A 12,323-nucleotide genomic window follows, 5' to 3' on the forward strand; every position below is an offset into this window, starting at 1 on the left:
CTGGCGCGCCCTGTGTCAGGGCCGATCCCAGCACATCACATAACGCATGCGCCTCGTCACCGTTCGTCGTGAATTGACGTGAACGGAACCTACCCTTCCGGGTATTGGGCCCGTACCGAAGGTCCGCACGAGCGCGCGGAAGGCGGCGTGCGCCGGGCGAGGGAGCGTGCGCGGGGCGCGAAACGGCCCCCTGTCGGCCCCGCTTGCGCGGACCGATTGCGTACACGGTGCCATATTTCCGTATACGGAGGGTTCGTTGCGACGGGCCGGGACACATTTCCGTATCCGGGGGGCGCGTTGGCTCCGCACCAGGCGCGCACACCAGCCCGAGCGCCGGGTCGCACGGTGGGCGGGAGCGCCGGGGGGCGCGGGAGCGCCGGGGCGCGGTGTTCGTCGGGCGCGGTGTTCGCCGGGGCGCAGTGTTCGCCGGGGCGCGGTGTTCGCCGGGGCGCGGTGTTCGCCGGGGCGCGGTGTTCGTCAGCTTTGTCCTGTACGGGTACGGCACGGACGTAGCTGCGCGGCTGATCGCGGATCGCGGTCAGACCAGGCGGACCGGCTTGTCCTCCCGGATGCCCAGCTCGGACAGCCAGGAGCGCAGCGGCTCCGCGTCACCGTCCTCCACCAGACTGAGCACCGGCGTGCCCAGATCCGTCCGGCGCAGCCCGTCGACCAGCAGCGCGGGGCCGTCCAGCCAGTCGAGACCGGGGGCCGCCCCGGCCGTGTCCACGGCGGCACAGCAGACCATCGCCGTGACGTGGTCGGCGAGCAGCTCCGTGCCCGTACGGGGCGGCTGGAGCGGGAAGAGCGGGAGGGGGCCGGGGCCCCAGAAGTCGAGCGGGTCCACGGTCTGGCCGCTCCCGCCGGCCGCCCCGCGGCCTGCCGAGCCGGTCGCAGCCGAGCCGGTCGCAGCCGAGCCGTTCGCAGCCGTACCCGTCGTTGTGGCGTTGGCCGCCGTGCTGTCCGCCGGGGTCGCCGCCGAGCCCTTCGCCGCGTCGGCAGCGGGAGACTTGGCCTCGGCCCGGACGGCCTCCTCCGCGGCCTCCTCGCGGGCGACCGCCGCTCCGACGGCGGCCGCGAGCTCCTCGCCGCCGCCCCGGCCCACCAGGTGGTCGATGACCCGGGCCAGCGTGGGGGCTCCGGCCTCGGCGGCCCGTACGGCTCCGTGCGCCGAGGGGCGCGGGGCGGTGTGCCCGGCGGGAGCGGGCGCGACCGGGCCGGGGGCCGCGGTGCCGAGGGCGTCCATGACACCGTGCAGCCGGGCCGCCTCCGTACGCCACTTCCGGTCGACGACCTCCTCCGGATACCGCTGCCAGTCGACCGGTGACCACTCGCCGCCCCGGGCGGGGCCGCCGTGGAAGAGCCGCGCGGCGAGCAGCGACGCCGCCTCGTCGGCCAGTCCGGGCTCCTCCAGGAGATCGCAGGCGGGGCGCTCGCCCAGGCGCGCGGCGAACCCTTCGGCGAGCCGGTCGCGCCGGGACAGCTCGGTGAGCGCGGAGACCACCCCCGCGTCCAGCCGCGCCGGCCACCGGCCCATCCGCCACGCGGGCAGCGCGACGCGGGTCAGCAGCCGGTCCCAGCCCGCATAGACGAGCCCGACCTGCTCCTGGGCGACGGCGCGTACCCCGTAGTCCACGCTCTGGGCGCGCAGCGAGGCGGAGAGCGCGACGCACCGCTCCATCTCGGCGGCGTGCCCGCGACAGCTGCGGAGCAGCAGCCGGGCGGCCCAGCCGGTGAAGGCGCGGGACATCCGGCCGAACACGCCGATCAGCGAAACGTTTGACCGCGCGGGCCCGGGCCGGGGGCCCCCGGCGTCCGCGACGACTCCGTCGAGGCCTCGGACGAACCGCCGGGCGGCAGCTATGTCGGGGTGCGCCGCGAGGCCCGTACCGGCGACGACGGGGGCGAGCACCGCGCGCAGCTCACCGACGCGCATCCACCACAGGAACGGCGACCCGATGACCAGCACCGGCGCCGCCCGTTCGCGCCGGTCCCCGGCGGCCGGCTCCTTGGCGCCGGCGCCGGTCCGCGCGGAGGGGTGGGTGCGCGCGGAGGGGTGCGTGCGGTCCTCCAGCCAGCTGTCGCAGTCGGGGGTGAGCGCTATCGCCGAAGGCGCGGGCACGTCCATGCGGTCGGCGAGCTCCCGCACGAGCCGGTAGAGGTCGGGGGCGGACTTCTCGTCGACGGCGACGGTCGGGCTGAGCGCAGGCCGGGCCCGCGCGACGGTGACGGCCACCCCGGCGGCCAGCACCAGGAACACCACGGCCGTCGCGCCCACCACCCAGCGGGCGGTGTTCCAGCCGACGCCGGCCAGACGCCCCTGCGCGGTTGCGGCGATCATGACCACGGCCACCGCCGCGGGCAGGATGGCCAGCGCCACCGCACGGCTGCGGATGCGCAGCAGCGCGAGGGCACGCGCCCGGGCGGCCCGCATGCCCAGGTCCTCAGCAGTCTCCGTACCGGACACGACCGGAAGTCACCCCCTCTGCCCCCGCGACGGTGTTGCTCACTCCCCCACTGTGGCACCGCCCTCGGACATCGCAATGCCAGTGGGCCAAGTGCCGGAATCCTTGCGCCGCACCCTAGTTGGGGGTTTCGCGGCCGTCATCCGGATGGCCCAGCCGTCACCCGATGGAATGGCTTTGGGTAAAGCTGCTGACTTATCGCCACTGATGGGCAACCCTCTCCCCCGCGCACGCAGCGCACACGCGGGAGCACGCTCCGGCGCATGGAGTGGAGAAAACGGTGGGGCGGCCGGGGTGGACGGGGGCGGCCGGGGGCGGCCGGGGCGTCGGCCGAACGGCGGGCGCGGAGGCGATGGTGCAGCGGTCCGGCCTGCGGATACGCCAGTGGCGGCCGAGGTGTCGCGCTCGGCCGCCACAGAGGGGCGTACACAGAGTGGAACTCGTCCAGCAGGTGGAAGAACCCGTCCAACAGGTGGGACCCGTCCGCAGGCGGTCGGGGATCAGACCGCGGCAGCGGCGTCCTCGGCTGCCTTCAGCGCGATGTCCGTACGGTGCTGGGAACCGTCGAGCCGGATGCGGCCGAGGGCCGCGTACGCGCGCTCGCGGGCCGTGCCGAGGTCCGGGCCGGTCGCGGTCACCGAGAGGACCCGGCCGCCCGCGCTCAGGACCGTACGCCCGTCCGCCTTCGTACCGGCGTGCAGGACGTACGCGTGCGGGGCATCCTGGGCCGCCACGTCGGCGAGACCCTCGATCGGGTCGCCCGTACGCGGGGTGTCCGGGTAGTTGTGCGAGGCGATGACCACCGTGACGGCGGCGTCGTCGAGCCAGTTCAGCGGCGGCACCTCGTCCAGCGTGCCGTTCGCGGACGCGAGCAGCAGACCGGCGAGCGGGGTCCTGAGACGGGCCAGGACCACCTGGGTCTCCGGGTCGCCGAAGCGTGCGTTGAATTCGATGACCCGCACGCCGCGCGAGGTCAGCGCGAGGCCCGCGTAGAGGAGACCGGAGAACGGGGTACCGCGTCGGCGCAGCTCGTCGACGGTGGGCTGGAGAACCGTCTCCAGGACCTCGTCGACCAGCTTCGGGTCCGCCCACGGAAGCGGGGAGTAGGCACCCATGCCGCCGGTGTTCGGGCCCTCGTCGCCGTCGAGGGCGCGCTTGAAGTCCTGGGCGGGCTGGAGCGGCACCACGGTGGTGCCGTCGGTGATCGCGAAGAGGCTCACCTCGGGGCCGTCGAGGAACTCCTCGATGACCACCCGGTCGCAGGCGAGCGCGTGGGCGCGTGCCGCCTCGATGTCGTCGGTGACGACGACACCCTTGCCGGCGGCCAGCCCGTCGTCCTTGACGACGTACGGAGCGCCGAAGGCGTCGAGCGCGGTGTCGATCTCCTCGGCGGTGGTGCAGACGTAGCTCCGGGCGGTCGGGACACCGGCCCCGGCCATGACGTCCTTGGCGAACGCCTTGGAGCCTTCGAGCTGCGCCGCCTCACCGGACGGGCCGAAGCAGGGGATGCCGGCCGCGCGCACGGCGTCGGCGACCCCGGCGACAAGCGGCGCCTCCGGGCCGACGACCACCAGCCCGGCGCCCAGTTCGGTGGCGAGGCGCGCGACGGCGTCACCGTCGAGCGCGTCCACCGGGCGCAGTTCGGCCACCTCCGCGATACCGGCGTTGCCGGGAGCGCAGTACAGAGCGGTGACCTCGGGGTCGAGGGAAAGAGAGCGGCACAGGGCGTGTTCGCGGGCGCCGCCGCCGATGACGAGGACCTTCACGGGGTGCAGCCTAACCGCCGGGGACCGGACGCCTCGACGGCCTCCGCTCCGTGGACTGTCCGCGAACCGTCCGTGGACGGCGGGGCCCGGGGCCGCGCGTTCCTTCAGGGTCCGGATCCCCGCGGTCCCCGCTACTCGTTGGTGAACTCCTCCACCACCGTGGCACCGAGCTCGCGGACGATCAGCTCGTGCCCGGAGAGCGCCGAGTCGACGAGGTCCGGGTCGTCGGCCTCAGGGGTGTCGTCCTCCGGCGCGACCGTGTGCACCGGCTCGGGCGCGGACCGCTCGTACGCCGCGGGCGCGGGTCCGGAGCCGCCCTGCCCCTGCCCGCCCTGGAACTGCTGGGGCGGCGGGGACGCCTGGGACTGGTACGGCTGCTGGGGCGGCGCGGCGGGCGGGGGGCGCTGCTCGTACGACTGCTGCGGCGGCGCCTGGTACGCGGGTCCGCCACCACCGGGGCGCCCGCCACCGCTCTGCATCGGCTGGCCACCGCCGCCGGAGGGATCGACGATCGCCTCGACGCGCCACTGGGCGTTGAACCGCTCGGCCAGCGCCTGCCGCAGCACTGCCTCGCTGCCACTGCTGGCGAACGTGTCGCGGGCACCCGCGTTGGCGAAACCGATTTGGAGCGTGGTCCCGTCGAACCCGGTGACCTGGGCATTCTGGCTGAGCAGGATCCAGGTGAAGCGGCGGTGGTTCTTCACCGCCTCCAGGATCTCCGGCCAGATGCTCCGCACCTGACCGGCGCCCTGCGCCATGTCCTGGCCCCCGGCCGGTGCGGCAGCGGGTGCCTGGGCGGCGGGAGCGGCCGGCGCGGCGGGAGCGGGAGTGGCGGGGCGGGGCGCCCCGGCCCCCGGGGCCGAGGCGGTGGGCCAGCCACCGGGACGACGGGCCTGCTCCCCGCCACCGGCAGCCGCCGGGGTGGGCCAGGCGCCGGGCCGCTGAGCGGCGGGCTCGGCCGGGGCGGCGACCGGGGGCTGTTGCCCGTACTCGGGAGACTGGGGGGCGGGGGCCTGCGGTGCGGGGGCCTGCGGTGCGGGGGCCTGCTGTACGGGGGCCTGCGGTGCGGGGGCCTGCTGCGGCGCGGCGTACGGTGCCGCGGCCGGCGGGTTGTACGGGGCGGCCGGCATCGGCGGGTGCGCCTCGGGCCCGGGTACGTACCCCAGGGCGGGCGGCGCGGCCTGGAACGCCTGCGCTCCCCCCGCTCCCCCCGCTCCCCCCGCTGCCGCCGCGAAGGCCCCGCCGCGCTCCAGGCGGTCCAGCCGCGCCTGGAACGACCGCTCGTCGTCGAAGGCGGCGGGCAGCAGCACCCGGGCGCAGATCAGCTCCACCTGGAGGCGCGGGGAGGTCGCGCCACGCATCTCCGTCAGCCCCTGGTTGACGAGGTCGGCGGCACGGCTCAGTTCGGCGGCGCCGAAGACGGACGCCTGGTCCGACATCCGCTCGACGACGTCGGCGGGGGCGTCGATGAGCCCCTTCTCCCCGGCGTCCGGCACGGCAGCCAGGATCACCAGGTCGCGCAGGCGCTCCAGCAGGTCGGCGACGAACCGGCGCGGGTCGTTGCCGCCCTCGATCACCCGGTCCACGACCTCGAAGGCCGCGGCGCCGTCGCCGGCCGCGAAGGCGTCCACCATCGAGTCGAGCAGCGACCCGTCCGTGTAACCGAGCAGCGAGGTCGCCATGGCGTACGTCACGCCGTCGTCGCCCGCACCGGCCAGGAGCTGGTCCATGACGGACATCGAGTCACGGACGGACCCGGCCCCGGCCCGCACGACGAGCGGCAGCACACCGTCCTCGACCGCGCTGTTCTCCTTGCCGCAGACCTCCGCGAGGTACGAACGCAGGGTGCCGGGCGGGACGAGCCGGAACGGGTAGTGGTGCGTACGCGACCGGATCGTGCCGATGACCTTCTCGGGCTCGGTCGTCGCGAAGATGAACTTGAGGTGCTCCGGCGGCTCCTCGACCACCTTCAGCAGGGCGTTGAACCCTGCCGGGGTGACCATGTGCGCCTCGTCGATGATGTAGATCTTGTAGCGGCTGGAAGCCGGCCCGAAGAACGCCTTCTCGCGCAGGTCACGGGCGTCGTCCACGCCACCGTGCGAAGCCGCGTCGATCTCGATGACGTCGATCGAACCCGGGCCGTTGCGCGCGAGGTCCTGGCAGGACTGGCACGTCCCGCACGGCGTCGGCGTCGGCCCCTGCTCGCAGTTCAGACAGCGGGCGAGGATGCGCGCGCTGGTCGTCTTTCCACAACCACGCGGCCCGCTGAACAGGTACGCGTGATTGACCCGGTTGTTCCGCAGGGCCTGCTGGAGCGGGTCAGTGACATGCTCCTGACCGATGACCTCGGCGAACGACTCGGGGCGGTAGCGGCGGTACAGCGCAAGGGACGACACAGTTACGAGGTTATCGGGACGCACCGACAACCGACTCCGCATCGCGCCCCGGCGACCGGGGACCCTGGTCACACCGAGGCGCAGCGCGGGCGACGAGAGGTAGATCACATGCGCGACGAATCAGCTGGGGGCGGAGTTCGAGCGCCCAGGCAAGCCTTCGGGGAACGGCACCCGAGGCGTTCGCCCCGAGGGCGAACGGACGGACCGCCGGAACGGTCCGGAAAACACAAGGGCCCCCCACGCACCCGCCAGAGCCGACCTACCCTTGCTGCCTTCCGGCCCTGGGGGAGTTCAGTCAGATAGCGCCACGTGAGGGGCTGACGCCCACCTTAGCCGATCCCCACCCCTCCGAGTCCACCCGCCCGGGTCCGGGATCTCCCCGATCCGTCCGCGACCCACCCGAGATCCGTCCGCGCGACCTCGCTCCGACGATCTTCCGGGGAACGTGTTCGCGAGCACCCCTCAACGTCTTGTATTGTTTGCGGCGGAGGATTCGCCTAGTGGCCTAGGGCGCACGCTTGGAAAGCGTGTTGGGGGCAACCCCTCACGAGTTCGAATCTCGTATCCTCCGCCATTGCTCTCACCGGGCAATACGTCGAAGGCCCCCGCAGCTCGCTGCGGGGGCCTTCGACGTTCGTAGTCTCATCTGCAGTCTCAACGAGACTCTTCGGAGCCCTCCGCGCCGCTGTCGTCAGCGTCGTTGGCCAGGATGCCGCCCGTCACGTGCTGGTACCGAGCCGCCATCGCGGTGGACGACCAGCCCATGATCTGCATCACGACCCGTTCGGGGACACCGAGGATGAGCAGAACCGTCGCCGCGGTGTGCCGGGCATCGTGCAGGCCTCCGTCCCGAACCTTCGCATCGGTCAGCAGCCGCTTCCAGGTGTCGTAGTCCGTACTACTGTAGGCACCAGCGGCTCGCCCACCGGAGAGGTGAAGACGAACCCGGACTCTCGCCAGTCCTCTCCCGCGATCGCCCGTTCGCGTGCCTGCTCTCTGCGGTGGAGCTCCAGCAGCCTCACCAGTTCGTCAGGAACACCGATGACGCGTCGGCCGGCGCGCGACTTCGTGTTGGCCGTGTCCTCGTTCTTCCTGACGCGCTTCTTGCAGAACCCCGGCTTCGTGCCGCAGTCGCCGCCGCAGCCATGCAAGTACTTCGGCCTCAGCCGGTTCTTCCTGACGCGCAGGACTCCGCTGCCCGTATTGAGGTCTGCCCACCTCAGCCCGAGCGCTTCCCCGCGCCGGAGCCCCAGAGCGAGCGCGATGGACCAGCGAGCACTGTTCCGAAGCTTGGCGGCCTCCGAGAGCAGGCGCTGCACCTCTTCGATGTCGTAAGGCTCCACCTCCTCTTCCTCGATCCTCGGCGGGACCGCGAGGGTGGCGACGTTCCGTGTGACGTGGCCGCGGCGCATCGCGCGATTCAACGCGGTACGGATCGTCCGGTGCGCCTGGTGCGCGGTGGCGGGCTTGCTGCCGTTGGCCAGCATTCGGCTATAGAAGCGCTCCAGGTGTTCGGGCTCCAGCTTGTCCAGCCGGTGAGCCCCGACGCCCGGCACGAGGTGGACCCGTACGGCCACCTCGTAACCGGCGTACGTGTTCTCTCGCACCGACGGCTTGGCAATCTCCTCGACCCAGTGCAGCAGCCACGCCTTGACGGTCCACGGCCGACCGGGCTTTCGTACCTTGCCTTCTTCCCGCTGCTTCTCCAGCGCGCGGACCTTCTTGATCACCGCCCCTTCGCTGACCTTGCTCATGACGTGTCGCCGGTCCGGCTTGCCGTCGTCACGGATTCCGACGGTCACTCGACCGTGCCAGTAGCCGTCACTGCCGAGATAGATGGATGACGCCCCGTCCGGGCGCTTGGGCCGCTTGGCCATGGATGCTCCTTACGCCGCGGCGTGGTTGATGCTGGTCTGCATGTGCTGGTTCAGGTAGTTGATGAGCGCCTGAACGGGGACTCGTCGGCTACGGCCGAACGGGACCGTCTGGACGGCTCCGTCACGGATCAGGCCGTACATCGTGGTCCGGCCGATGCTCAGGCGGCGTGCGGCTTCCTCGATCGTCACGGCGAGGAGGGTGAGATCGAGGTCCTGCGAGTTCTCTTCGTTCTTCAGCAATTCGAGCCGGGACATGGCACTCCTCGGTGCGGTCACGCGAGCTGGTGTGTGTTGAGTCCGCATTGCTGTGTGTCGCGATTCAAGCGACTCAGAGGCCGTTTCCTGGGCGGCGTGAGTCGCTTGAGTCGCGACACCGGCTATCGCCGATCGGACGGCGTGAGCGTGATGCCGGTGTACGTGGGCACCTGCCGGCCGTACGCGTCGCGGGGACGCGCCCGGTGCAGTTGCGGCACGACGGAGAGCAGATTCCGTCCGAACATCTGCTTGGTCCCGACGGCTCGTACGCCGTTGTCCTCGGCCCACTCGCGCCAGACCGCCCACAAGGTGTCGACCGGAACCTCACAGGCGGCTCCGACGGTGCAGCGCTCGCGAATGAACGCGCTCGTCGGCGAGGCTGTGTCCTGCATCGTGATGACCGCTTCCTGCGAGGAAGGCGGGTCGGTGATCCGGCCGATGCGCTGGAGACGGGCCAGCCCTTCCAGGGCCCAATTGAGAATCCCGGGCATCTCGGCGGCCAGCTTGTCGGTGAGGTTGGTGTCTTCCTTGCCGAGCCAGGACACCGTCATGTTGAGCACGATGAACCGGCGGGCGATGACACCGGAGGAGTCCCCGAAGCTCGGCAGCTCATTGGTGAGAATCATCAGCCGCGTGGGCAGTTTGCCGGTCCACGGGTCGCGGAACTTGCGGTCGATGTCGATGGTGTCCTCCCAGAGATGGTGAGAAGCCGTTCGACGACCTGCCCGCCGTCCTTGCCGGACAGACGGGCATCGGAGATGACCGCGAGCGGCTTGCCGAGCAGCGTGGACAAACCGAAGTTGCTGCCGAGCCCGGCGAGCGTCGGCCCGGCGAGATTCTCACGCCCGACCAGTTCCTTGAGGACTCGGGCGATGGTCCCTTTGCCCGAGCGGGACGGCCCCTTGATGAGCAGAACCTTCTGTTGGTCGGTACGGCCGGAGAGGACGTACCCGAACCATTCCTGCAACGCGTCCAGCGCCGCTTGGTCGTCCGGCCAGATCTGCCGCAGGAAGCGTTCCCACGCATTGGACTGCTGCCGGCTGGCCGGGGAAGATCAACTGGCACGGACGCTCGCAGACGAAGTGTTGCGCGCCGGAACGGATTTCGACGGTACAGAGCGGTCACCTATGCGGAACTCCGAAGCGCGGGTAACCCTGGGCGTCGCCGCGGCGCGCGACGGAGATCTCGAACAAGCACTCGTCTATGGCGAGCGGGCTCTACAGGGCGAGCGGCAGTCCGTCCCGTCTCTCAACATGACCAGTCGAGAACTCGCGGCCGTCATGAGACAGCGCTACAGCGCCGAACCAACGGCACAGGAATACCTGAGTCATCTGCATGAGCTGGGCAGGGAGAAGCCAGGCTTCCTACTCTTCTGATAGGTGTGCGCGTGGCATCTGGCGGGCCAGGGTCATCTGCGTCAGAACAAGTGCTTGATTGTGACGCCGTCCCAGCGCCTTGCCAGGTACTCCGCTACCAACCTACGATGGCAGCGATGCGGTTTGTCCTCGCTGCAGAGAAGCACAGCGTTGGCCAGCAATTCCTGTGGGACAGAGTCTTCGATGCTCCGCTCTTCCATAAGCCCCAGAAATCTCTCCTCATAAGTCGCCCAGTCGGCGCCATGCTTTTTGAAGTCATCCAACATGCTCTGCGTCGGCGCCAAATCGGGACGATGACTATACGCCATACCGCAAAGCTCTTCCAGGAAATACTCCAAGTCATTCCGCTTGGCGAAACCTGACAGTTGCGACACGTTATTGAGTCGAACGTCAACAAGGATTTCAGCCCCCGACGCCCGCAAGAGGTCGAAGAAGTCCTTGGCAGACTTTTTCGTGAAGCCAATCGTATGGATTTTCATACATCTGCCGTCTGATCGACAGGAAAGTCTTGGTTCACGTACGCAATTCGCTCTTCCTGGCGACTTAGCGCGTCTTCGATTCGCTCGGCCGGCGTACGGAATAGTTCAGGCTCCGCCAGCCCAAACTTAGCCATTAGACGCTCCATCGCCGAAGCATGGCTCTCACTCCACCCGTCACTGTGAACGTGCTTAACGCTCACCCCACGCTGTGTGAGCACCTGGGAAATTAGCACCGTGCGATGGCAATTCAATGGCTCCCCCTCAGTGCACATGATGGCGATCCGCTCAGCCGCTGAGCCCTTCATCAAGCGATCAATGCCATCCAAGAAGTCAGGCGTCCGCGCAAGGCGACCGTACTTTACCCGCCCGTCGACATAGCACGTGGTGTCCTTCGTTCGCGCTCCAAGCTCCTTACCTAGGTAAACATATTTGACGCCCGACTCTTTAAGCCCTTGCTCTAACGCGCCTCTATTGAACTGTGGCGCGAACTGGCTGCTAGGAGTCGATCGGACATCGGCTACTGCCGTAACGCCACTCTCCCGAAGCAGTTCGACAAACTTACTGAAGTGATGCGTGGAATGACCAATCGTCAGCATCATGATGGAGTTCACCTGTCATTTGGCTGCACTTTTGGGGCGTTCAATTATAGCCGCCACCAATTTGTAGTAGTAATCCTTCCATTCCTCGCCCAAACTAACAGTGAGGAATGATTCACCTATTTTGTGGTGCCCTACCCCTTTTGCCCTGAAGCGATCCGCATGCACACAGTCGGTCACCTTTAATACATACGGCGAATCCGCGTGCCAGAACTCGATTCGCACATCAAGTTCTCTATTCGCGTCATAGGGTCGATCCACTATAATTTTAGCGGAATCCACGTGGATAATTTTAAGGGAGTCCACTAACTCACTCGACTGGGCTACCGAGACACGATCATTCACTCCTTTTATTGTATTATCTCCGCTATTTATCCATAAGCTCGAAGGGTGTCGCTCCAGAAGGAGCAGATCATCCCACTTTACCCGCCCCAACTTGGTCCAACGTGCGGAAGAATCAATAAGCCAGTTTTCCCGTTGAAATTCATACTCATGACGCCGAATAAATTTCATCGCTATGACGTCAAGAGGCTGTGGCTCCACGCCGCCGACATATTGCCGCTCAAGTTTTGAAACCTCGTGACCCGACCGATGACTGATAGGACGAACCCAGTCCCTTGACTCAAGATCGATCCCAGCGATACATCTGCCCCCATGCTTGCGGGAATTAGCCAGGCAGATTAGTTGCTTGGTCGTTTCCACAGACCCCCCCAACACTGTCACACCCCTGTGCGCACCACGGTAGCGCAAGGGTCAACGCGCGCCAATAGGAACGGCACATCGCTGCTTCCCACCAACCAGGTTCGCAAGTACAGCTATAAATAGCTGTCCGCTTAGGTCCTGAACAGGTCAGGTGCAACGTAGCGGTCACATTCGATTTCTAGAAAGCGCGCCTGCACGACCTACTAGCACTGAACCGTCGTGTCCTTCGCCCCCACCTCTGCACTGGCACGCCTCCTGGTCGCGTCCTGACGGAGACGTCGAAACGTGATGACCTCGGGATCAGCCGAGCCAGCGCAGTCTCATCCACAGTCTCGTTCGTGTTCGTTCGCCATCGTTCAGCAACTGGTCAGCGGCGCTCTGTCCCTCCCCCTGAACGCCCCTGAACGGGCCCGG

12 protein-coding genes, 1 tRNA gene, 1 other RNA gene and 1 pseudogene are annotated in these 12,323 nt (G+C 68.7%); 2 read left to right on the top strand and 13 right to left on the bottom strand.

What is annotated here, in order from left to right:
- Window positions 1-538: 538 nt before the first annotated feature.
- From ACFZAX_RS23555 to ffs, 4 genes are all read right to left on the bottom strand, one after another.
- Window positions 539-2,464, bottom strand: a complete 1,926-nt coding sequence (locus ACFZAX_RS23555) for a hypothetical protein (protein WP_390963946.1) — start codon at window positions 2,462-2,464, stop codon at window positions 539-541.
- A 498-nt stretch (window positions 2,465-2,962) separates the two neighbouring features.
- A complete protein-coding gene (purD, locus tag ACFZAX_RS23560) occupies window positions 2,963-4,228 on the bottom strand; it encodes a phosphoribosylamine--glycine ligase (RefSeq protein WP_390963947.1) in 1,266 nt (421 codons plus the stop codon).
- A gap of 131 nt (window positions 4,229-4,359) precedes the next feature.
- On the bottom strand, window positions 4,360-6,624 hold the full coding sequence (locus ACFZAX_RS23565) for a DNA polymerase III subunit gamma and tau (protein ID WP_390963948.1): 2,265 nt from the start codon (window positions 6,622-6,624) through the stop codon (window positions 4,360-4,362).
- A gap of 225 nt (window positions 6,625-6,849) precedes the next feature.
- Window positions 6,850-6,946, bottom strand: an RNA gene (gene ffs, locus ACFZAX_RS23570) — signal recognition particle sRNA small type.
- A 164-nt stretch (window positions 6,947-7,110) separates the two neighbouring features.
- On the opposite strand from ffs, the gene ACFZAX_RS23575 reads away from it, so the two are divergent.
- Window positions 7,111-7,198, top strand: a tRNA-Ser gene (locus tag ACFZAX_RS23575).
- Window positions 7,199-7,278: 80 nt separating this feature from the next.
- Here ACFZAX_RS23575 and ACFZAX_RS23580 read toward each other — a convergent pair.
- From ACFZAX_RS23580 to ACFZAX_RS23605, 6 genes and pseudogenes are all read right to left on the bottom strand, one after another.
- The gene (locus ACFZAX_RS23580; RefSeq protein ID WP_390963949.1) at window positions 7,279-7,401 is read right to left on the bottom strand and encodes a hypothetical protein; all 123 of its coding nucleotides are present in this window, start codon (window positions 7,399-7,401) and stop codon (window positions 7,279-7,281) included.
- Window positions 7,402-7,497 (bottom strand): annotated as a pseudogene (locus ACFZAX_RS23585) (site-specific integrase); the annotation flags it as partial.
- Complete coding sequence (locus tag ACFZAX_RS23590; protein WP_390963951.1) at window positions 7,491-8,501, bottom strand: tyrosine-type recombinase/integrase; 1,011 nt, start codon at window positions 8,499-8,501, stop codon at window positions 7,491-7,493. The gene ACFZAX_RS23590 and the pseudogene ACFZAX_RS23585, both read right to left, overlap by 7 nt.
- 9 nt (window positions 8,502-8,510) lie before the next feature.
- A complete protein-coding gene (locus ACFZAX_RS23595; protein ID WP_390963952.1) occupies window positions 8,511-8,756 on the bottom strand; it encodes an excisionase family DNA-binding protein in 246 nt (81 codons plus the stop codon).
- 122 nt (window positions 8,757-8,878) lie between these two features.
- Window positions 8,879-9,382 carry a primase-like DNA-binding domain-containing protein gene (locus ACFZAX_RS23600; RefSeq protein ID WP_390963953.1) on the bottom strand — a complete coding sequence of 168 codons (504 nt, stop codon included), beginning with the start codon at window positions 9,380-9,382 and terminating at the stop codon, window positions 8,879-8,881.
- Window positions 9,382-9,723, bottom strand: a complete 342-nt coding sequence (locus ACFZAX_RS23605; RefSeq protein ID WP_390963954.1) for a hypothetical protein — start codon at window positions 9,721-9,723, stop codon at window positions 9,382-9,384. The genes ACFZAX_RS23600 and ACFZAX_RS23605 overlap by 1 nt, the downstream gene beginning before the upstream one ends.
- 160 nt (window positions 9,724-9,883) lie before the next feature.
- Between ACFZAX_RS23605 and ACFZAX_RS23610 the strand changes: the two genes are divergently transcribed.
- The gene (locus ACFZAX_RS23610; protein ID WP_390963955.1) at window positions 9,884-10,132 is read left to right on the top strand and encodes a hypothetical protein; all 249 of its coding nucleotides are present in this window, start codon (window positions 9,884-9,886) and stop codon (window positions 10,130-10,132) included.
- Between the two features lie 41 nt (window positions 10,133-10,173).
- Here ACFZAX_RS23610 and ACFZAX_RS23615 read toward each other — a convergent pair whose 3' ends face one another.
- The 3 genes from ACFZAX_RS23615 to ACFZAX_RS23625 are packed head-to-tail and all read right to left on the bottom strand — an operon-like array spanning window position 10,174 to window position 11,909.
- On the bottom strand, window positions 10,174-10,611 hold the full coding sequence (locus ACFZAX_RS23615) for a DUF488 family protein (protein ID WP_390963957.1): 438 nt from the start codon (window positions 10,609-10,611) through the stop codon (window positions 10,174-10,176).
- A complete protein-coding gene (locus ACFZAX_RS23620) occupies window positions 10,608-11,210 on the bottom strand; it encodes a DUF488 family protein (RefSeq protein WP_390963958.1) in 603 nt (200 codons plus the stop codon). Before ACFZAX_RS23620 ends, ACFZAX_RS23615 begins: the two co-directional genes overlap by 4 nt.
- A gap of 15 nt (window positions 11,211-11,225) precedes the next feature.
- Window positions 11,226-11,909 (bottom strand): hypothetical protein, encoded by a 684-nt coding sequence (locus ACFZAX_RS23625; protein WP_390963960.1) that lies wholly within the window; start codon window positions 11,907-11,909, stop codon window positions 11,226-11,228.
- Between the last annotated feature and the right edge of the window lie 414 nt (window positions 11,910-12,323).

The sequence above is a fragment of the Streptomyces sp. NPDC008125 genome (assembly GCF_042957125.1).
In the GTDB taxonomy this organism is placed as follows: domain Bacteria; phylum Actinomycetota; class Actinomycetes; order Streptomycetales; family Streptomycetaceae; genus Streptomyces.

Bases quoted from the DNA above. Each gene is read 5' to 3' on its own strand.
- ACFZAX_RS23590 (WP_390963951.1), bottom strand. From the start codon at position 8,501: ATGGCCAAGCGGCCCAAGCGCCCGGACGGGGCGTCATCCATCTATCTC.
- ACFZAX_RS23600 (WP_390963953.1), bottom strand. From the start codon at position 9,382: ATGATTCTCACCAATGAGCTGCCGAGCTTCGGGGACTCCTCCGGTGTC.
- ACFZAX_RS23620 (WP_390963958.1), bottom strand. From the start codon at position 11,210: ATGATGCTGACGATTGGTCATTCCACGCATCACTTCAGTAAGTTTGTC.
- ACFZAX_RS23595 (WP_390963952.1), bottom strand. From the start codon at position 8,756: ATGTCCCGGCTCGAATTGCTGAAGAACGAAGAGAACTCGCAGGACCTC.
- ACFZAX_RS23615 (WP_390963957.1), bottom strand. From the start codon at position 10,611: ATGAAAATCCATACGATTGGCTTCACGAAAAAGTCTGCCAAGGACTTC.
- ACFZAX_RS23610 (WP_390963955.1), top strand. From the start codon at position 9,884: ATGCGGAACTCCGAAGCGCGGGTAACCCTGGGCGTCGCCGCGGCGCGC.